This window comes from Bradyrhizobium sp. 179 (genome assembly GCF_023073535.1).
Lineage (GTDB): Bacteria > Pseudomonadota > Alphaproteobacteria > Rhizobiales > Xanthobacteraceae > Bradyrhizobium.
This window is the reverse complement of sequence record NZ_JADPJR010000136.1, coordinates 96569-117186: the sequence shown is the minus strand read 5'-3', so window position 1 is coordinate 117186 and position 20618 is coordinate 96569. Positions and strand designations below refer to the sequence as shown.

Annotated in this window: 18 protein-coding genes and 1 tRNA gene; 13 read left to right on the top strand and 6 right to left on the bottom strand. The window is 62.7% G+C overall.

Going from position 1 to position 20618, the window contains the following annotated elements:
- Positions 1–24 precede the first annotated feature (24 nt).
- Positions 25–990, bottom strand: coding sequence for a TAXI family TRAP transporter solute-binding subunit (locus tag IVB12_RS31570; protein WP_247305200.1), 966 nt, complete (start codon positions 988–990; stop codon positions 25–27).
- Positions 991–1096: 106 nt separating this feature from the next.
- Between IVB12_RS31570 and IVB12_RS31565 the strand changes: the two genes are divergently transcribed.
- Together IVB12_RS31565 and IVB12_RS31560 are read left to right on the top strand one after the other, a co-directional pair.
- A complete protein-coding gene (locus IVB12_RS31565) occupies positions 1097–2071 on the top strand; it encodes a tripartite tricarboxylate transporter substrate binding protein (protein WP_247305198.1) in 975 nt (324 codons plus the stop codon).
- A 351-nt stretch (positions 2072–2422) separates the two neighbouring features.
- Positions 2423–2498 (top strand) — tRNA-Ile (locus IVB12_RS31560).
- A gap of 120 nt (positions 2499–2618) precedes the next feature.
- Here the strand turns inward: IVB12_RS31560 and IVB12_RS31555 are convergent.
- Positions 2619–3170, bottom strand: a complete 552-nt coding sequence (locus IVB12_RS31555) for a hypothetical protein (RefSeq protein ID WP_247305195.1) — start codon at positions 3168–3170, stop codon at positions 2619–2621.
- A 601-nt stretch (positions 3171–3771) separates the two neighbouring features.
- Between IVB12_RS31555 and IVB12_RS31550 the strand changes: the two genes are divergently transcribed.
- From IVB12_RS31550 to IVB12_RS31535, 4 genes are all read left to right on the top strand, one after another.
- On the top strand, positions 3772–5214 hold the full coding sequence (locus IVB12_RS31550) for a hypothetical protein (RefSeq protein WP_247305192.1): 1443 nt from the start codon (positions 3772–3774) through the stop codon (positions 5212–5214).
- A gap of 266 nt (positions 5215–5480) precedes the next feature.
- On the top strand, positions 5481–5939 hold the full coding sequence (locus tag IVB12_RS31545) for a hypothetical protein (RefSeq protein ID WP_247305189.1): 459 nt from the start codon (positions 5481–5483) through the stop codon (positions 5937–5939).
- A 141-nt stretch (positions 5940–6080) separates the two neighbouring features.
- Entirely contained in the window at positions 6081–7817 is a 1737-nt protein-coding gene (locus tag IVB12_RS31540; RefSeq protein WP_247305186.1) for an ATP-binding cassette domain-containing protein, read from the top strand.
- Between the two features lie 50 nt (positions 7818–7867).
- A complete protein-coding gene (locus tag IVB12_RS31535) occupies positions 7868–9286 on the top strand; it encodes an HlyD family type I secretion periplasmic adaptor subunit (protein WP_247305183.1) in 1419 nt (472 codons plus the stop codon).
- Here IVB12_RS31535 and IVB12_RS31530 read toward each other — a convergent pair.
- From IVB12_RS31530 to IVB12_RS31520, 3 genes are all read right to left on the bottom strand, one after another.
- Positions 9283–10065 (bottom strand): response regulator transcription factor, encoded by a 783-nt coding sequence (locus tag IVB12_RS31530; protein ID WP_247305180.1) that lies wholly within the window; start codon positions 10063–10065, stop codon positions 9283–9285. The two genes, IVB12_RS31535 and IVB12_RS31530, sit on opposite strands and share 4 nt — an antisense overlap.
- Before the next feature lie 214 nt (positions 10066–10279).
- Entirely contained in the window at positions 10280–10864 is a 585-nt protein-coding gene (locus IVB12_RS31525) for a hypothetical protein (protein ID WP_247305178.1), read from the bottom strand.
- Positions 10865–11651: 787 nt separating this feature from the next.
- On the bottom strand, positions 11652–13157 hold the full coding sequence (locus tag IVB12_RS31520; RefSeq protein WP_247305176.1) for a serine hydrolase: 1506 nt from the start codon (positions 13155–13157) through the stop codon (positions 11652–11654).
- Between the two features lie 253 nt (positions 13158–13410).
- Here IVB12_RS31520 and IVB12_RS31515 point away from each other — a divergent pair, with 253 nt between their 5' ends.
- The 7 genes from IVB12_RS31515 to IVB12_RS38520 all read left to right on the top strand — a co-directional run bounded on the left by IVB12_RS31515 (position 13411) and on the right by IVB12_RS38520 (position 19302).
- Positions 13411–13596, top strand: a complete 186-nt coding sequence (locus tag IVB12_RS31515; protein WP_247305174.1) for a hypothetical protein — start codon at positions 13411–13413, stop codon at positions 13594–13596.
- 284 nt (positions 13597–13880) lie between these two features.
- Positions 13881–14744: an N-acyl homoserine lactonase family protein gene (locus tag IVB12_RS31510; protein ID WP_247305172.1), complete on the top strand. Its 864-nt coding sequence runs from the start codon at positions 13881–13883 to the stop codon at positions 14742–14744.
- A gap of 65 nt (positions 14745–14809) precedes the next feature.
- Positions 14810–15553 (top strand): ABC transporter ATP-binding protein, encoded by a 744-nt coding sequence (locus IVB12_RS31505; protein ID WP_247305170.1) that lies wholly within the window; start codon positions 14810–14812, stop codon positions 15551–15553.
- Complete coding sequence (locus IVB12_RS31500) at positions 15550–16251, top strand: ABC transporter permease subunit (RefSeq protein WP_247305169.1); 702 nt, start codon at positions 15550–15552, stop codon at positions 16249–16251. Before IVB12_RS31505 ends, IVB12_RS31500 begins: the two co-directional genes overlap by 4 nt.
- Positions 16248–17732 carry a Gldg family protein gene (locus tag IVB12_RS31495; RefSeq protein ID WP_247305167.1) on the top strand — a complete coding sequence of 495 codons (1485 nt, stop codon included), beginning with the start codon at positions 16248–16250 and terminating at the stop codon, positions 17730–17732. The genes IVB12_RS31500 and IVB12_RS31495 overlap by 4 nt, the downstream gene beginning before the upstream one ends.
- Positions 17729–18250: a DUF4340 domain-containing protein gene (locus tag IVB12_RS31490; RefSeq protein ID WP_247305165.1), complete on the top strand. Its 522-nt coding sequence runs from the start codon at positions 17729–17731 to the stop codon at positions 18248–18250. Before IVB12_RS31495 ends, IVB12_RS31490 begins: the two co-directional genes overlap by 4 nt.
- Positions 18251–18306: 56 nt before the next feature.
- Positions 18307–19302 carry a HupE/UreJ family protein gene (locus tag IVB12_RS38520; protein ID WP_247305163.1) on the top strand — a complete coding sequence of 332 codons (996 nt, stop codon included), beginning with the start codon at positions 18307–18309 and terminating at the stop codon, positions 19300–19302.
- Between the two features lie 231 nt (positions 19303–19533).
- On the opposite strand, the gene IVB12_RS31480 is transcribed toward IVB12_RS38520, so the two are convergent.
- Positions 19534–20589: an alcohol dehydrogenase catalytic domain-containing protein gene (locus tag IVB12_RS31480; protein WP_247305161.1), complete on the bottom strand. Its 1056-nt coding sequence runs from the start codon at positions 20587–20589 to the stop codon at positions 19534–19536.
- Between the last annotated feature and the right edge of the window lie 29 nt (positions 20590–20618).

The window sequence follows — 20618 nt, the reverse complement described above, 5'->3', positions numbered from 1 at the left end:
TCGCTACTCACCACTCGCCATTCGCTATTTCACCACGCCGATCTCGCGAAAATACGTCATCACGCCCGGATGGATCAGCTCCGGCTTCGGCGCTGCCGCGACCGTGTTCGCGGCCGTCGTCTCGCAGGCCTGCGCGAGCCTCTTGCAGAACGTCGCCTCGACGCCGTGCAGCGTCTTGGCGAGGCGATAGGCGACATCGTCAGGCAGATCCTCGCGCGTCAGCACAAAACTCCACGAGCCGAGCGAGGCGATCGGCTCCGTTTGCTTCGGATAGCTATTGGCCGGCACGATGAGCGGCTTGAGGAACGCATGCTTGGCGCGGATGCGCGCGATCTCGTCCAGCTCAGGCGCAATGAAGCGCGCGCCTGATGCGCTCGATGCCACCGCGGCAAAGCCGGGCCAGCCGATGCCGGCGCCCCACAGCGCGGCGACGCGGCCGTCTTCGACCATCGCGGGGCCATCGCCGGCGCGGTCGAGATAGATCGCCTTGAAATCCTCGTCCTGCTTCAGGCCGAGTCCGTCAAGCACATAGCGCGCCAGGATCGGGAGGCCCGAGCCTTTGGCGCCGAAGGCCACGGGCTGTCCGACGAGATCGTGAATCGTCTTGTAGGGACTGTCCGCCCGCACCACGAACATGCCAGGGTTGGAATAGATCGCGGTGAGAATCTTCAGCGCTACCTTCGCACGGCCAATGCCGGCGAAGGCCTCATAGGCCGGCTCGCCTGCGACCAGCGCAAGATCAAGCTCGCCCTTCTCCAAAAGCGGAATGTTCTCGCTGCTGCCCTTGGTGTTGCGCGGGACGACGGAAATTTGCGGGTCGGCTGCGTTCATCACCTCTGCGAAGGCGTTGCCATAGAGTGGAAAGCCGCCGCCGGGCGTCGCGGTGCCCAAGCTGATCGTCGTGGTCGAAATGGCCGTGCCTCCGGTCTGGGCAGCAGCGGGGCCAAGGAGCAGCGCCGCACTGATGAGGATGAACGTTGCGAATCTCATGGTCGCTCCCGCGGACCTGCGTCAACACCGACTTGCGACGATGTAGGCAGCAGCCGGATTTTGTGAAAGCATGTCGCCCAAAGACAATAAAGCAATGGGAGGCGTCATGTTGCGAATTTTGCGTAATGGTGTTTTCGGGCTCGTGGTTCTTGCTACGCTTTTCGGCGCCACGCCGCGCGCCTGCGCTGCGTATCCCGACCGTCCCGTGCACTGGCTGATCGGCTTTTCCGCCGGCGGCCCGGTCGACATCGTGGCGCGGATCATGGCGCAGTGGCTGTCGGACCGCCTCGGCCAGCAATTCATCGTCGAGAACCGGACCGGCTCCGGCGGCAACATCGCGGCCGCCGCCGCGATCAATTCGCCGCCGGACGGCTACACGCTGCTGTTCGTCGCCCCCAACAATGCGATCTCGACCTCGCTCTACAAGAAGCTGCCGTTCGACTTCCTGCGCGACACCGTGCCGGTCGCCAGCATCATGCAGCTCACCAACATGCTGGTCGTCTCCAACGCGTTTCCGGCGAAGACGGTTCAGGAGTTCATCGACTATTGCAAGGCCAATCCCGGCAAGGTCTCCTTTGCCTCCTCCGGCAACGGCACCTCGGTGCACATGTCGGCCGAGCTGTTCAAGGTGATGACCAAATGCGACATGGTGCACGTGCCCTATCGCGGCTCGGCGATCGCCTTCCCCGACATCATCTCCAACAAGGTGCAGCTGATCTTCGACAACCTGCCCTCCGCGCTGGAGCAGGCCAAAGGCGGCAATGTCCGCGCGTTAGGGGTGACCTCGCCGCAGCGCTGGCCGAGCGTTCCCGACGTGCCCGCGATTGCCGAGACCGTGCCGGGCTTCGAAGCGGTCGGCTTCTACGGCATCTCCGCGCCGAAGGGCACCCCGACCGAGGTGATCGAGATCCTCAACAAAGCAGTGGGCGAAGCGCTGAACGACCCGAAGCTGGTGGCACGGCTGGCGGAGACCGGCGGCATCCCCAAGCCGATGACGCCGGCCGAGTTCGGCAAGCTGGTCGCGGACGAGACCGAGAAGTGGCGGAAGGTGGTGGAGTTCGCCGGCGTGTCGGTGGATTAGGGCCCCACGGCGGGCGCTGTTCCTCGCCGGCAAGACGTTCGGGGGACCGGCGGGCCCCCTCACAACAAAAGTGCGAAAACAACCCCATGCACAGTAGAAGACGTGAGCAATTTCAGCGGGTTACGGAAGCGGAAAGCCAGCCGCCGGCACATGACCGCAGAGCCGTTTGACTCGTCGGGCAAAACAATGGCAAAATGCGATTATTCCGAATCCAGCAATCCACCGAAAGGCCGCGCTTGCCACGCGGCGCCGGCGTTCCGTTGGGCAGCCAGCATTGCACCCCCGCCCCAGGCCCTGTAAACGAACCGCGCACCGTTGCCGGCCGCTTGCAAAAATGGCCGCCTCGCGGCGGGGCCTGTAGCTCAATGGTTAGAGCCGGCCGCTCATAACGGTCTGGTTGCAGGTTCGAGTCCTGCCGGGCCCACCAGTAAATCGATGATCATCACGACTTGGCAGGCTTTCGTTTTCCCTTGCTGCAACAGAAACGCCGCGCGCTGCCCCTCATTGCTCGCTTCAATGGTTATCAAACTCCCGCTTAACGTTCGATCTAGCGAGCCTCCCCGCAAAGTCGCGTCTTGACCAGCATCAGCCTCTGGCAAGCGAAAGAAAGGTGGGGCAGCGGCACGGCCCAGCGAGTGGTTCGGCTCGCGCTCAAGACGGAGACGAGGCCCAAGGCCATCAGCAGCATGCCAAGCCAGGTCCATCCCTGCCCGCCATCACCCGCCTCGGCGGTTGAAAAGGCGAGCGGCGTCGCCGAAGGCATCGAGGCGGCAACCACGTCACTGGCGGCCGGCGCGGCCGCCAAACGTGCATCCACGTCGACTTGGCGCGACGCGATTTCGTCCGGCGTGAGCCGGTCGGCGCGTTTGGAGAGGGGGGCCGGCGACACGTGGGTCGCAATCCCGGTAGCAAGGATGGGACCGGCATCAACCACCTGCACGGGCGCGGACGGGCTCGGCCGAGACGTATCCACCGCTGCGGAGCGCTGCAACTCCGCGCGCGCATCTACCATCGCCTTCCGCTTGCGCGCTGCGGTCTTGTTCTCTTCGGCCATGGCGACACGATAACTGGCGGCGCGATACCGAACCGGGATCTTCACCGGCTCTGTCCCTTCGGCGACCTGGAACCAGCATCTGCGCCGGCCTTCCAGCGCTGGCCGTCGGCGGTCGACCTGCCGGGCCGCGACAAGCACTTCACTTCCGCGACTTCCGCGGAAGTGGGCGCAGAGGCTGTCGCGGGACCGGCATTGAAGAATCCGGAAAATGGGTTCGAAGACGCTGATGACGTCGGGAGACCTGCAACAAGTACAAAAGCGGCGAAACAAAATCGCAAATGACCGGACATGGAAACCCCGGTGTTGCGCCCCTGCCCGAACACGAGCTTTGGCCGTGACCTAGGTCGCGATGCGACTTAAATCGGGCATTGCGGTGGATTCGTTTTGGCCACAGACCCTACGACGACCTCTCCACCAGCCCGATCGTCCATTTTCGCCATCCCCTCAAGGTCGCACTTTCAAGCATCGGCCCGCGCAAGCTTGCAAAGGCTGTAGCCCACCCGAACGGATGTAGCCGTTGTTACGGGGTGCCCGACGAAGCGCCATATCCGAACTGACGACTGGGCATTCGACCTTCCCGGGATGACATTGTGTCCGGAGCGCAGAACCCGTCCGATCGCGCGGAGCGATCGCGATGAGGGAGGCTATGATGGATTTTTCGCGGATGTCGGATGGAATCCGGCTGCATCACGCCTCGCATCACCACGATGGCTACGATGGCGAGCGCGGACCGGGCCCTGGGCCGAGTGCTTCGTTCGTAGCTGACGTGGTCGGCGGTGGCGCTCTGGTCCATGGTCCAGGCCCTTTTGCGGGTCAATTTGCTGGTCCTGGAGCCCACCACGCGAGCGCCAACATCCGGCATCACGAGTCCGACCAGGTTCAATCCAAACATCCCACGTCGGGGGTCGACACGGGCGGCCACGCCGGCAACCACGCTGCGGCGGGCCTGGACGTTTCGTCCACGAAGCCTGCAGCCGACGCATCACATCCAGGGACGGGCATTGCTTCGGTCGAGAATGGGGCGAACACGGCGGGGAACGGCGGCGATGGCTACTTTTATGGAGGGATCATTCACGCGTCCCTGCTGATTTATGAACCGATCAACATCTCGGTGAGTATGGGGTACGGCTCGGTCGCCCTGGCCAACCAGCCCAACAATTTGAATGTCGATCAATCCGCTCTTCAGGTGGCCGGCGTCGGCGGCCATGGCGGCAATGACAACATTGTATCGGGAGGGAGCGTCAGTACGTCCTTGAGCGCCGGCGTGATCGCGAGCGGCGACAACAGCGCCGGAAACGGCGGCAGCGGCTATTTCTCGGGTGCGATCGTGGACGCTCCCGTGGTGATCTATCACCCGATCAACATTGCCGTGGCGGGTTCGGGCGGCACGGCGCTTGCAAGTCAATCGAACACGGTCGACATCGATCAATCGGCCACTCAGGTCGCGGGCGTCGGCGGAAGCGGCGGAAATGCAAACGTGGCCGCCGGCGGCAGCGCCATCACGCTCGACCCCAGTTGGGGATCAAGCAACGGAGGGGGCGTCTTCGACGTTCAAACGGGCGGAAGCCAGGCTGGCAATGGCGGCGATGGCGCGTTCTACGGCGGGCTCGTCCATACTTCCTTCGTACTGTACGACCCGATCAACATCGCAGTCGCGGGCTATGGTTCCAACGTTTACGCGGTTCAGACAAATGACGCCTACGTGGATCAATCCATCATTCAGATCGCCGGCATTGGCGGGTACGGGGGCAACGGCAACGCCGCGGCGGGCGGCCATGCAAGCCTTCTCTCCCACGGCTTGTGGGGCGGGTCCGACACGATCGCGACCGGTTCGAACGGCGCAGGCAATGGCGGCAAGGGCTATTTTGCCGGCAGCCTGATCGATGTCAGCGTCGCGATCTATGCGCCCATCAACATCGCAATCGCGGGTCCCCATTCGACGGCGATAGCCGATCAGGTCAACAACGTGCACGTCGACCAGAGTGCGATCCAGATCGCCGGACTTGGCGGGGACGGCGGCCACGGCAATCTCGCGCTGGGTGGCGATCTTTCCGCCCACCTTCTGTCGGATCTTCACCTGCTGGGATAGCGAAACACCGCGCCGCTCGCACAAGCCCGATCGCGAGCCGCTTCGACACTCTGCGCATGCAAGCTCGCCCTGCGGGCTCTCCCGGATGTTTCGAGTTCCGATGTTGCGCGACGAATGTCGTACTTTCGTACGTAGGTCGACCAAACCGGATGGTGTCCGATTTGACATCTATCGCCATCGCGCCTGGGCGGATCAGACTTTGCCGCGCGCGTCCGCCCGATCGGGACGGATGATGCGCGAAAGCCAGCAGAAAGAGGGAGGCTCAAATGTTGCCCAAAGCGATCAGCATCTCGGACTCGATCGAATTCAAATCGATCAGCACCGGTGGTCAAAGTGTCGGAAATGGAGGCGACGGCACCTTCAAGGGAGCCATCATCAGCAAGCCGACGCTCAACTTCGATCCAACCAACAAGGCGGAAGGTGCCGACGTGCACGTGAGCACCGGCGATCACGTCAAGCAGACGGCAGATTGGGATGCCGGCGGCGCCAACGCGAAGGCCTCGTGGTTTTCGAAGGTCCATGGCGCAGACGCCGAGTCGAACGGAAGCCAGAAATCCTACAGCGGTCACGATACCTCCAAGGTATACGCCAATACGGATGCGACCCAGATCAACAAGGTCTGGGTGGATCAGCACCAGGAGGTCGTGGCCGGCATCGGCGGCAATGGCGGAGACGGCAACGCCGCGGTGGGCGGAGAGGTGAGCTTCCATCTCGATACGTTCTGACCATCGGCTCGTCCGACTGGCAGGACCGGTGGCCCCCGCCACCGGTCCTGACGCTCGAGCCAATACCCCGCCGATACCGTTGGCAGATGACGTTAGCCATCGGTCAAGTGCGCCGGACCTCGATTTCAGGCGGTGACGATCATGCTGATGCCGCCCCTTCAGTGGCCTATCCTGCCGCAGATCCGGACGCCACTGCACGCGGCCCTCCGGTCCTGCGCGGGACCGCTTGGTCTCGTATTCGCCTATAGCTGCAGCTACAACCTGCTTCTGTTTGCGCCCTCCATCTATCTTCTTCAGATCTACGATCGGGTGTTGTCGAGCCGGAGCGGCGACACGTTGCTTCTGCTCACGCTCATTGTCGCGATCACAGTGGTCGTGGGCGGCGTGTTCGATGCGTTGCGGCGCGCCGTCCTGGGACGCCTTGGCGCCTGGCTCGACGATCGCCTTCGTCCTTGCGTGCTTTCGGCCGGCCTCGAATCGGCGTTTCGCAGGGACTCGACGCAAGCGTCGGGCGCATATCGGGATCTCACCGTGCTGCGCCAGTTCGTCGAGTCCGGCGCATGCACGCTGCTGTTCGACGCGCTCTGGGCGCCCTTGTTCCTCCTTGTCCTCTTTCTGATCCATCCCCTGCTTGGCATGGTGGGCGCCTGCTGCGTCGCCTTCCTGTTCGCGCTCACGGTTGCCGGAGAGCTGGTCACGGAAGACGTTCTGCAAAGATCCGGCGCCGCACTGTCCAGAAGCTGCGGCCGCCTCCAGACGGCCGCGGGCAACATCCACATGATCCGCGCCATGGGAATGTTCGACAGCGCAGCGCGCATGATTCACCGTGACGCGCAGCACGCGCGCAGGGAGCACGATGTTGCACTCCGGCGAGGCGAGATCGTCATGCTGGCCACCAAGCCGGTTCGCGCGCTGTCGCAGGTCTTGATCATGGGGGCTGCCGCGTGGCTCGTCCTCGATCACGGGAAGAGCCCGGCAATCATATTTGCTTCCACGCTGATGTTCAGCCGGACGCTCGCGCCGGTCGAAAGTGCGCTCGCTGGCTGGAAATCACTCGTAACGGCCCTGAGCGCCTGTCAGCGGCTCGGCGCACTTCTCGCCGCATTCCCCGTCGCGCTGCAGCAGAGCGCGGAGGTTTCTCCGCCGCAGGCGCGAAGCGGCCTCGTCGTCGACAATGTTAGCGTGCGGCCTGCGGGGACCGACCATTTTCTGCTGAGCGGCGTCTCGTTCAGCCTCATGCCCGGACAATGCCTTGGCATTATCGGCCCGTCCGGGTCAGGCAAATCCTTGCTCGGCCAGGTGATCGCCGGGCTATCGATGCCAACGGATGGCCGTGTCCTCCTCGACAATACCGTCATCCCGCTGCTTCGCGAGGGCCGAAACGGCGACCGCCTCGGATATCTCCCCCAAGATATCAACCTGCTCGGCGACACGATCAACGACATCATCGCACGCCTTGAAGATGCCGACCGGCGGGAGGTCGTCGAAGCGGCCAAGCTCGTCGGAGTTCATGGGGCGATCATGCGCCTGCCGCAGGGTTACGACACGATGGTTCACAGCGAAACAAACTTCTCACGCGGATATCGGCAGCGCCTCGGACTTGCCCGCGCCTTTTTCGGCAGTCCACGCCTCATCGTTCTCGACGAACCCAACGCCAGCCTCGACTACGGGGGCGAGCGAATGCTCCTGGATGCCATCGAGCGCATGAAGCTCGCAGGCGTCATCCTTGTCGTCGTCACTCACAGGATGGGTCTCCTCGCAGCCACGGACAAAATTGCCATCATGGAAGACGGTGCGATCGCCGCATTCGGCGACAGCGAGGACATCTTTGAACGGCACCTGAGCCGCCCCCAAGTCACTTCGCAGATTGCGCCATGATCTGGAATTCTCTCATCATCCGGAAGTTTCCCGCGGTCTCGAGACTTCCCATGATCTGGGAGCAGCTCATGCGAGCTCCGGCGCGCCCCGCGCCCGCCCGGCGATTTGGCGTCGTGGTGACCGCAATCGACGATTTCGAGCCGCTGGAATTTCCATGGTGCTCGACGCCCACGCCGATCTCTCCGCGCGGAAGGCTTCGCGGTCTCACAGTCGCGGGCAATCTGCTGGTGCTCTGCTTCATGCTGGGACTTGGTACATGGGCGAGCCTCGCGCCGCTCGAGAGCGCCGCGATCGCATCTGGAGTCGTGGAATCGGAATCGAGCCGCAAGACGATTCAGCATCTGGAAGGCGGTATCGTCAGGAGGATCCTTGTTTCGGATGGCGATATCGTGCGAAGCGGCCAAATGCTGATCGCGCTGGACAACACCCGGGCCGCCTCGGAGATGCAAAGCCTTCAAGGCCAATTGTGGGATGCAGTTGCTCGTGCCGCACGGCTTCAAGCCGAGCAGCAGAGATTTGAGAGGATCGCAATTCCGGACGCGCTGGAACAGGACAGCAAGCAGAACGGGGTGGCCGCCGCTGCGGTATCGGCGCAGCAGTTCATTTTTCAGGCGCGCCTGCAGGTTCACGAGTCGCAGCTTACGGTCATTCGCGAACGAAGGCGTCAAGTCGAGAAGGAGATCGAAGGTCTCAAGGCTCAGGAGAGCGCCACCGGGCAGCGGGTCGACATCGTCCGGGAGGAACTGGATATGGTCGCGACCCTCGTCAACAAGGGACTCGAACGGCGACCGCGGCTTCTGAACCTGCAGCGGGAGCTGGCCGACGTTGAGGGCCGCCGCGGCGAGATCGCCGCGCAGATTTCTCGCGCCGCGCAGGTCATCAGCGAACAGCAGGCCACATTGTTCAAGCTCGAGAGCGAGAGGCAGAACGAGATCGCACAGTCGCTTCGTGAAGCGCAGAACCAGATATTCCAGCTCCGCGAGCGATTGCTTGCGGCCAAGGATCAGCTATCGCGAACGGAGATCAAGGCGCCCGAGGACGGCGTGATAACCGATCTGCGGATTCATACGGCAGGCGGCGTCATCGGAGCTGGTGCTCCGCTCATGGACCTGGTACCCCGGCAAGATCGCCTCATCGTGACCGCGCGCCTGAGGCCCGAGGACATCGACGTGGTTCATCCCGGCCTCAATGCCGAGGTTCACCTCGTACCGTACAATCAGCGTCGCGTGCCTCGCCTGAAGGGAACCGTCGTGCACGTATCCGCGGACCGGCTCCTCGACAAGCGTACCGACCAGCCATACTACGCGACCAAAATCCGGATCGACGACGCGCAGATCGCGGCAAACGACATCCAGATCGTCCCCGGTATGCCGGTTCAAGTGTTCATCACGACAAGGCGCGGTACTGTGGCTCTCTACGCGCTCAGGCCCCTGCTCGACAGCTTCCGTGGTGCATTCAGAGAGGACTAATTTTCCAGCATTGGAGCTGCGCCTGGATCGTGATCGCGACTCTGCGCGGGCAACCGGCCGCGCCAGCGGAGGACAGCTTCCGTGCGATTGTGCGCAGCACATTTCCTCATGATATGCTGGATGTGCATTTTGACTGTGCTTTCCGCGAGGTTCAGTTTGGCGGCGATCAGCTTGTTGGGCAGGCCGAGCTCCAATTCCGCCAGAACCTGTTGCTCACGAGGCGTGAGATCGGTCACGCTCCTGTCGATAGCCACTCCGACTCCCTCGTTCATCAGATATGCGGGCGCAAGCCCGCGCGTATCCGACGGCTCCAGATCCGCTATCCTGTTCGTCCCGGCCACGGGCAACGGCCGGTAGACGCCACCAACAAGGACAAGCCGCAGGCCAGCCATGGCGATCTCGATCGATAGCGAGGTGGAAAGAAAGCCGCGCACGCCCCGCTGCATCGCAGCCTGCACGGTCGGCTCGTCATCATGGTTTGACAGGACTGCAACGGCGGCGTTGGGACAACACTCCGCAACGAAGGCGAGATCGTCCTCAACCGAAGGATCGCCGATGGGCCTATCCGCGATACTCAGCACCACCAGACGAACATCGCGGGCTGACGTAGAGTCCAGGCTTTGGACCGTTGCCATGTCAAGGATCTCAAGGTGGTCCAGCTCCCGCCTGAGGACGTTCAGCATGCATGTGCGAGGCAATAGGAGCGGCTCGATGATTACCAGAACCGGCAAGTGAAGCGATTCATTGAGCCGTTTTGAGGTGTTCGTTATGTCGTGCATGATTTCCTCAAGATGAAAAGAACTTCCGCGATATTCCCATTCCGTATTGCGTCTTCCCCTGCTGCTGCTGCATTCATTCTGAATGCATCATCACGAGGCGCAGTGCCGCCGTTAGTGCCGTATCCACTGCGGGATCACTTTGCGGCTAGGTGGAAATTCTTTCCGCTCAAATCACTTGGGTGCGTACCGCACGGTCGCGCAGTCGACGCCTCCCCTAATTGCAGATATTTCGATACGCCGTTGACGCCGCCGACCCTGACTTGCCGTCGACGACATATGCTTCATCCTCCTTCACGAGGTAAAGAAACGGCCTCTCCGCGGTCTCGCCGCCTGACGCGCTTCTTCCTTTCACACGCCCGCAAATCGTATCCACAGGGCGTCCGAGCGTGTTCTTTCGCATCGTGCGCTTCATATCGGTGAATTCGGCCGATTCTGGATCCTCCATCTTCGCCGAGATCGTGACCTTCGCCTTGTCCAGGACAGGATCTGAAGTTTCCGCGGAGTGTTCGGATGCCGAGACGCCGATCCTCGTCCGAGGCGACGCCACCTTGGCAAGGTCGGCCGCTCCACGCTTCTTCGGGGAAGATCTCTTGCCGGACCTTGCCGGAGTAGCAGAATTCGATTTGACGGCCGCAGGATCTGGCGCCAAAGCCATCTGCATTGGCAGCGCGGGTCGGGCGACTGCGCCCCCGTTGAAACAGGGGCGTGACGCGCAATCAAGGAAATACCCTCGGGAAGGCGCGAACCAGCCAAAGCCGATCAGGATTCCCGCCAGCACTCCAACAAAAAGCAGTCCCATCCGATTCCCCTCCACGGGAGGTCGGTTCGCACTCGTAACTAAGGACTAATTGCGCGCTGGTGATCTATCTGTTGCGCAAAAGCGTTAAACGCTCATTAAGCGCGCGCGGTTGTCCGGCACGTGCCTGGATGAGCGGATCAGATCCGTGACGAACTACCGCAAAGAGCCAATCGTGAAAGCAATCATGGCCGATTTGGCCCGCTCCTGGACCCTTCTGCCGATCGCCGGCTTGTGTGGCCCTCAGGCCAGTTTCGAAGCACCGCACCAGTTTCGCACCAGAAACGGCGTGAACGAAACGGAACGAAGGCCATCGGACTCGAACAAAAGCGCAGGAAGGTCAACGCCCCTAGTCGAAATTCTGCCGCTCATAACGATCTGGTTGCAGGTTCGAGTCCTGCCGGGCCCACCAGCCTTCGCTGTCTACGCCAGCTTCGGCTAGGCAAGCCACATCGTGCCGAAGGCAACCACGCCGAAGCCGGCAGGGCGGAGGCGGGCTGTTCGGGCCCGCGAGCTATGGCGAGCCGCGCCCTCTTCGCTCGCCGGCCCGCGAGACCGGTGCCAGCGCGCGTCCGACAAAAATATCGAAAACACGAAAGAGCATGGCAGCCGGCGGCGAGTATGCTTTGCCCGACAAGGCGAAGACAATTGACACTTGGGGCAAACCAGGAGCACGAGTCCATCATCGTGGCAATGTTGGTTAGTGCACCGTAACTCAGGCCCGCACCTTCATTGTGATGAAGGAGGCGTGGACAGCGCGCAGCTAAAGAGTGCTCGCGGAGCGCATCACTCAACCGCCCGACGTCCCTTCCGCCGTCGCCTCGCGCCCGTACCGCGCTTTGCCGCGCAGGATTGCCTTGTCGACGTCGAAGGTCAGCGTCCAGATCGAGGTTTCGCCGAGTCCGACATACTGGAAATCGAAGATGAAGGTCTGTTCGTTCTGCCACGAGCCCTTGGCGGCGCGAATGCCGAGGAAGCTCGGCGCGCTCTTGCGGTACAGGCCGTCGAGCCCGATCGGCCCGTCGAGCTGGCGCCGCGCCGGATCGCCCGCCGCCATCTGCACGATGTAGCGTGGGTTCTCGTCGGCCAGGAAGAGCACCAGCGATTTGATGCCGAGCGCATTGTCGGAGAATCTGTAAGTCTTCCCCGAGATCGCGGCAGCGATCGCCGGCGCAGCGCCGACCTTGGTCGCCTTCTCGGTCGAGACCTCCGCGATCACCTCGGCCAGTCGGTCGGCTGCCGCCGGGTTGGCCGGCAGCGCAGAATCGGCTTTGACCGCGCCGGAGATATCGTCGGCCAGTCTGCCCAAAGGACAAAAATCCCGCGCCGTCATCACGGCGACGATGTCTTTTTCGGGCAGCACCATGATTACCTGGCAGTGATATCCGACCGCCATATAGACGTGCTTGCCGGGAATCGCCCAGAACTGGTTGGCGTAGCGCAGCGCGGGATCGGACCGCGCGTTCATGTTAATGGTGGCATGGCCGACGGCCTCGAGAAAGTCCGCTGGCAGCAGCCGCTTGCCATCCCATTCGCCGTTACGCAGATAGAGATAGCCGAGCTTCGCCATGTCGCGAGGCCGCATCGCGAGGCCAAAGCCGCCAATCGGAAGCCGTTGCGGATCCCGGCGCCAGAATGGCGGCGCGATGCCGAGCGGGCCGAACAGCCGCTCGTTGGCATAATCGGCGGTGTTCTTTCCGGTGAGCTTGCTGATGATTGCGGACAGCAGATGCGAGCCGCCGCTGTTGTAATAGAAGCTCTCGCCCGGCGCATGCGCCATCGGACGGTCGAGGATGAAGTTTACCCAATCGGGACTCGCGCCCATGTCCCGCATCGATTGTTCGCGGCCGCCTTCAAACCCTTCGTCCCACTCGAGGCCGGACGTCATGTTGAGCAGATGCTGAACCGTGACCGCCTTCTTGCGCTCGTCGGCATCGGCGACTTTCCGATCGGCAAAGAAATCCAGCATCGGGTGGTCGAGGCGATCTAGCAGGCCATCCTTGTAAGCCATCGCCGTCAGCGTCGCGACCACCGCCTTGGTGGCGGAATTAATCGTGTGCGGCATGTCGGCAGTGAACGGCGCGTAGTACGCATCGAGCACGACGCGGCCGTGGCGGGTCACCAGCAGGCTGTCGAAGCTGCGCGTGGTACCGAACGCAACAACCCTGGCGAGTGCGGCCGAATCCATGCCCTGCTCTTCCGGCGTCGAGGTTTGCCATTGTGTTGTCGGCCACACCGCCTCATTACTCTGTCCGCTCGTGGCGCCGGAATGGACGCAGATGAGCAGGACAAGCATGCCGAGCATCGCCCTGTTTCGTGATGAACGCCCGATGAAACGATCAGCCACTTGCATGCTCTACCCCTGCCTGGGTTGTTGCGCACCGGCATATCTACCACAGGCAGCAGCCACTTCATGACACAATTTAGAGAGATGCGGCGAAGCGCGCGGAGGCGCAGCACGCAAGTTGCGCGTTCGATACCAGGCCGCGTCGTCTCAAGCCAATTCCAGCCGGAGGGACGGCCCGACCATGCCCGCGGCGCGCTGAAGCATGGCCAGCGTGATATACCGTTCGTCGGGTCGAGCAGGACGCCCGATCTGGCTGCGCCTGCTCGATCTGCCACGCAAGGACTTCGTTGACGGCGATGGCCTCGAACTCGTCGCACTTGCCTTCTTCGCCGAGGAAATCGTCGAGCTGCATGCGGTAAAGCACGACGGGCATATTTGGCGTTCATGACGGCCCCTGAACAGGCAGCTCTCCTCACTTCGGGTAAGAAGAAAGCGAAGCGGACTCTGTCGGCTGCAGGACGCAACGTTTTGCGCCTCGCTCTCCGCCGACCGAGCCTCCCAGAACCGAGCGCTCCGTTTCAGGGCGTCAGCGATTTTGTCGCCCAAAGCGTCATTTCGTCTTGCCATCACGAAAGTCTCGATCCTATTCTGGCGCATTCGGCCGCGAAGCTGGCCGAGCCCTGCGGCCGCGCAGACGGCCCGTAAACAATGAAGACATGAGGAGGACACGCTATGGCATTGAAGCAGCTTGCGTTGGGTCTCGCTCTCACCCTTGGCATCGGGGCAACTACCGCGCCTGTCGTTGCGCAGGATGGTCCCAAACTCTATGTCTTCACCTCGGGGTCACTCGGTGGGTTCCCCAAAGCGGCGCTGCAGATGGGCGGCCAAGGCAACATCGATTGGGCCCCGGTGAGCTTCTACGTGCTGAAGCATCCTAAGGGCAACGTTATCATCGACACCGGCAACAACGACAAGACGATCACCGATCCCGAGGGCTGGTGGGGTCCGCTGGCCAAGGGCTTCGGCCTCAAGATGACCAAGGATGACGCAATCCCCGCCCAGCTCGCCAAGATTGACCTGAAGACCGATGACATCAAGTACGTGGTGGTCGGCCACCTCCATCTCGATCACGGCGGCAATGTCGGCCAGTTTCCCAATGCCACCCTCGTGGCACAGGAAGACGAACTAAAGGCCGCCTGGTGGCCCGACGTCGGCTTCTCCGTTTATTATATCCCCGGCGATTTTGCCGATACCAAGAAGATGAACATCATTCGCCTCAGCGGCGACCTCGACCTGTTCGACGATGGTTCGGTGCGTGTGATGCGCGCGCCCGGCCATACGCCTGGAAGCCAGTTCGTTGTGGTCAAGCTTCCGAAGACCGGCACAGTCATCCTGACCAGCGATGTTGTCTATCTCAAGGAAAATCTAGACAAGAACCTGATTCCGCCGATCCCGGGCACGCAGTCTCCGAACGATGCGTACCGCAGCTATCAGCGCGTTCGCCAGATCCGCGACGCCAACAACGCGCAAATCTTCTACGGTCACGATCCCGAGATCTTTAAAGCCACCAAGAAGGCGCCCGAGTTCTACGACTGAGATTTGAAGCGGGTGGGGACATCTCCAAGGACGCGACCGGCAGGGTGCATCGTCGGGAACGTTGCATGACCATCTCGCCTAGCAGCGTGTCGCTTCCGGGCGTGTCGGCCGGTACGCCTGCCATTTCGGCCATTGAAGTTAGCAAGCGCTACGGACCGGTCGCAGCTCTCGATCGACTAACGCTCGACGTCCGCGCCGGAGAGGTATTCGGGCTGTTGGGGCCCAATGGCTCCGGCAAGACCACCTTCATACGGCTGCTTGCCGGCTATCTTCTGCCGTCCGCCGGCCAACTTACCGTGGGGGGCCTTGACGTCGTAAGGGAGTCCCTCGCGGTGAGGCGGCGCATCGGCTACGTGCCGGAAGCGGCGCCGCTCTATCCCCATATGCGCGTCGGCGAATTTCTTGCCTTCATGGCACGGCTGCGCGGCCTGCCGGAGGCCGAGATTGGTGTTGCCATCGACCGCGTGGTCGAGCGGCTCGCGCTGTCTGAGGTGATGCACAAGCTCACACACGCCGTGTCCCGCGGCTACCGCCAGCGCACGGCACTGGCGCAGGCGCTGATCCATGAGCCGGATATCCTTGTCCTTGACGAACCGACCAACGGCCTCGATCCCAGGCAGATCATCGAGATGCGGGAACTGATCCGCTCATTGGCCGGCCGTCACACTGTGCTGATGAGCTCGCATATCCTCAGCGAAGTGGAAAAAACCGCTGACCGTGTCGCGGTGCTGCTGAGCGGTCGCCTGCTTGGCGTGCGCGCGGTCGCCGATACGCCCGATCTTGAACAATGGTTTCTGTCGCTCACATGAGAACGCTGCGCGTCCTGTTTGCCAAGGAGCTCAACGCGGTGCTGACGTCTCCGATCGGCTATACCGTTGCCGCGGTGTTTCTCCTCGTGTTGGGTTATACGTTCAGCCTTACTTTGTTTGCGACCAAGGTCGCCAACCTGCAATACATCTTCCACCAGATGTACGTGCTCTCCATCCTCTTGGTCCCAGTGCTGACCATGCGCTCCTTCGCCGAGGAGCGGCGCTCCGAAACCCTCGAACTCTTGCTGACCGCGCCGGTGCGGGAAGTGTGGATCGTGCTCGCCAAGTATGCAGCGACGCTGACGCTGGTGCTCAGCATGTTTGCCGCCTCGCTCATCTATGCCGCGATCCTGGATCGTTATGGTGAGCCGGACTGGGGCCCGATCTATGCGGGATATCTGGCGCTGGCGCTGCATGCTTCGCTGCTGGTTGCGGTCGGCCTTCTGATGTCCAGCCTGACGGAGAACCAGGTGGTTGCGGCCGCGCTGTCGATCGGGACGTTCTTGATGCTCTGGTTCGCCGATTCCGTGTCCTACCTGCTCGTCCCGCCGTTTGACAGCGTTGCCATCAACCTGTCGCTGATCGGCCATTTCAAGCCGATGGTCTCGGGCTCCGTGTTCTTGTCCGACATCGGCTACTATATCAGCGCGAGCATGCTTGCGCTTTTCCTCACCGCTTGGGGGCTCGCGCAGCGATGAGCGCTGATCTCCTCAACATCGGCTGGTTCGTCGGCGTGATTGCTGCGCTGGCGCTGCTGTCTGCGGCGGGGCTGAAGCTGCCGGTGCAGATCGGCTCGGCCAACCGCGCCATCAGCACTGCCTTGGTCGTCGTCGTGGCATTGACCGTCGTCATTTTCGCCAATGTCGCGCTGTTCCGCCATGACGCCTATCTGGACCTGACGCGAGAGAAGGCTTTCACACCTTCGACTGAAGCGCGCGACATGGTGAGCGCGCTCAAGGAGCCGGTGGACGTCGCGTATTTCTATCAGAAGCAAAATCCGGGTGCCCGCGCGCTCGCCACCATGCTCGCCCAACTCGAACGGCAGAATGCCAATTTCCGCGTGCAGCTGATTGATGCCGACCAGAATCCGGCACTGGCCAGCAGCTTTGGCGTGCGCACCTATAACTCCGCGGTCCTGCGCGCCGGCGGCCGACGTGTCGAGGTGGTGACCACCGACGACCGCGAGGTCGCGATCGGCCTGCTACGATTGATGCGCCGGCGCGAGCTCGTCGTCTGCTTCGCCGTGGGGCATGGCGAGTACGACATCGACAATTTTGAATTCCACACCCATTTCGAGGGCGCGCAGAGCCATAGTCACGACGCTTCGGGACTTGCAGTTGTGCAGATGGAGCAGCACGGCATCGGCCGTCTCCGGCGTGCGCTGGAAAAACTTGGGCTCTCCGCGCGTAAAGTCTCCTTTGCCACCGGCCAGCCAATCCCGGACGATTGCGCCGTCGTCGTCGAAGCCAATCCGCGCACGCGCTACAGCCCCGGCGAGAGTGAGATGCTGCGCCGCTATCTGGAGCGTGGGGGCTCGGCGATGCTGCTGGTCGAGCCTGATTATGTACTGGATGAAAGCATCGCCACGTTGCTGGCGCGGGCAGGCATCAGGATAGGCAATGGCGTGATCGTCGATCCCAAAGACCACTACTTCACCGACGAGCAGATGATCGCCGTGTCGCATTACGCTGCCCATCCGGTCACGCGTGGTCTTTCGCTGTCTTTCTATCCCGGCGCCCGGCCGCTCGAGCAGGTGTCGGCGCCAGATGTGAGGGTGGTGCCGCTCGCGGTCAGCAGTGCGGAAAGCTATGTCATCAGCGATCGCCTTGCCAATCGACCGGCCCCGGAGGCAGATCCGCCGGCGGCGCGGATCATTGCGCTTGCGTCGGAGGGGCGTCTCAGCGAGGCAGCGAAGCCGTTTCGCCTGATCGTCGTGGGGGATGCCGACGTCGCATCCAATTCCTTCTTCCCTTATCTCGGGAATTCCGACGTGGTGCTTGCCAGCATCGGTTGGCTGAGCCGCGAGGAGAAGGCGCCGACCATGAAGCCGCCAGTGGAGGTCCTGCCAACGGTGACGCTGACGGGCGAGCAGACCCGCGGCATCTTCATCGTCACGGTGCTGTTGATGCCGGGGTTGATCGCTTTCGCTGGCGGCATCATGTGGTGGCGGCGGCGATGAGCCGTTTCGCCTGGCCTGCCGCGGCGCTCGCCGCCATTGCCTTCCTCGCGGCTCTTGCCCTCACCGGGGGCCGCGGCGGACCGGGCCTTGCGCCTTTCACGCCGAGCGGCCTCCTCGTTATGTCGACTGCAGAAGTGCGAGAGGTCGATGTCGCGGCCCCTGCCGGACAATGGCGCTTTGCACGGGAGGGCGAGGGCTGGCGCGTTGCGCAAGGAAATGCGCCGCCGGGATTCAACGCGCGGCTCGAGGCGGCGTTGACGCTTCTGCGCAACTCCGGGCCGGAGCGGATGCTGAGCGAGGACGAGGTTGCCAGCGTCGACGCCGCGCAATTTGGGCTCGATCCGCCAAAACTGCGCGTGGTGGTCAGGGGAGCGGAAGGCAAAACCTTCGCGATCTCCTTTGGCGCAACCAGCCTGCTCGGACTTTCGCATTATGCCAGGATCGATGGCCGGCGTGAGGTCGCGCTGCTCCCCGGCTTCGTGGCGGAAGCCTGGGAACAGGTGGGAGGCGCGCAGTGACCGGGAGACTCCCAAAGTGGATCGGACTAGCTCTCGTCCTGCTCTGGCCGGGCGTCGTGCTTGCGCACGCCATCACGACAGCGCTGCTGCGTGTTGAACTCGTCGATAATCGCCTGCGCTACGCGCTGTCGATCGTGCTGCCGGAAATACCGATCGGATCCGCCGAGGGCCTGAAGGCGGCCGCCAATGGCGATCGCGTCGCCGCGGAGCGGATTGCTGGCTACGCGCGCGAAACCCTTTTCATCGAACTTGCGGGCGCGCGTTGCCGGATGGGTGTCGTGCGCATCGGCGGCGCCGGCGCGACCGACGCCCGCGGCACCATCGAGATCGACTTCACCTGTAACGCTTCGCAAGGCCGTCTCGACATCACCGAGGACTGGAGCGCGCTTCTCGGCGAGCATTATCAGACCCTCGGCAATGTCATGACATCGAGCGGTGAGCGGCAGGTCGCTTTCCAGGAGGGCTCCCGGAAGGTGTCGCTTGATCTCGATCGCCCGCTCGCTACCGGCTGGTTCGACTTCATCAAGCTCGGCGTTGAGCATATCGTCACCGGCTATGATCATCTCCTGTTTCTTGTCGCGCTGCTTGCGACCGCAAAGGGCCTAGGGTCCGTGGTGCGCATCGTGACGGCATTCACCGTTGCCCACAGCGTCACGCTGTCGCTCGCGACCTTCGGCATCGTTACCGTCCCGGACCGCATTGTCGAGCCGCTGATCGCCGCGACCATCGTCTGGGTGGCCTTGGAGAATCTTCTTTTCATCGAGCCAGCCCGACGGCGATGGATCTGGGTCTTCGGTTTCGGCCTTCTCCACGGCTTCGGCTTTGCGTCGGCTCTGGGGGAACTGGATCTTAAGGGACGGGCCATTGTACGCGCACTGCTGGGATTCAATCTCGGCATTGAGATTGGGCAGTTGCTCTTCGTCGCAATGATCATGCCCTTGCTGACGCTAATGAGACACGGGCGCGGAGCTTCCCTTACGCCCCGGATCGCGTCGCTGGCAGTCGTTGCGGTCGGTACTTACTGGTTAGCCGAGCGCATTTTTTATTGGTGAAGCAGAGCGACATTTGCCAGCGAGGATTATTGCACGAGCGAAGCCCTTATCCGTCTTGCAACAGAATACGATTGCGAGAGGTGCTGAACCTTAACGGACATCTTCCTGCGCCGCACCATCAGCACGCGCCCCTTTCGGGTGACGACCAGCTTCGACGATTTCGCCATCACGACCGGCCCGGCTTCTATGCCTGCCTCCGTTGCCCCAGGATTTTGGCGAGATGCCGCTCAATTACGGGCAAATGATCGCCTTGATAATCCCATCGCGCCGCGCGACCTGCTGCTCGAAGGCGGCGGGCGTCTGGTCGAGCGAGAAGCGATGCGTAGCCAGCGGCGCCAGCTTGACCTGCCCGCCTTGCGCGAGCGCGATGGCCCGCGGATAGACCTCCGGCATGCGGCGCGAAAACTTGATCGACAGGCCCTTCCGACGCGACTCGGCGCCGCTCAGGATGTACTGATTATTGTCGGGGATGCCGACGAGAACGACCCGGCCACCGATACGTGCGGAGCGCGCGGCATGCTCGAAGCCGTGCGATGAGTCGGTTGCCTCGATCACCAGATCGACGCCGCGGCCTTCCGTGGCGTCCGCGACCTCGGCGTAGCTGCCGCAAGCCACGTCCGCCCCGAGGTCGCAGGCCAGCGCGGTACGCTGCTCGACGGGGTCAATCGCGATGATCTTCCCGCTGCCTGCGAGCCGCGCCAGCTGCACGAGCAGTAATCCCACCGGCCCGCAGCCGAGCACCGCCAAGGTTTCCAGAAGCCGCGGACGCGCCAGATCCATGGCATGGATCGCGACACCGAGCGTCTCCAGGATCGCCGCGCCGGCCGGATCGATGCTGTCAGGCACCAAATGCACGGCGGATTTTGGCACGCAGACGAATTCGGCCATGGCGCCGTTGTGGGGCGCGTAGCCCAGGAACTTCACATTGGGGCAGAGATTGGTGTGGCCGCGGTGGCACCACTCGCAATGGCCGCAGGGAATGGAGGGATCGACCGCCACCAGCGCGTCGGCCGAGAACCCCGCCTTGCGCGCCGAGTCCGGCGTGAGCACGCCTGAGAATTCGTGCCCCAGAACGAACGGCGTTACGCTGGTCGGACCGGTTGTTCCGCCCTCGAGATAGGAATGCAGGTCGCTGCCGCAAACCCCGACTGCCTTGACGCGGACGATGAGCTCGTCCTCCGCGAGCGGCCTCGGCTCGGGGATATCGAGGACGCGGATATCACGAATGTCCTGGAGCACCGCAGCGCGCATGTCGACGCCATCCTTCTGAGCAATTGTCTCGCCCATGTTACATATGTAACAGCGGGGAGACAAAT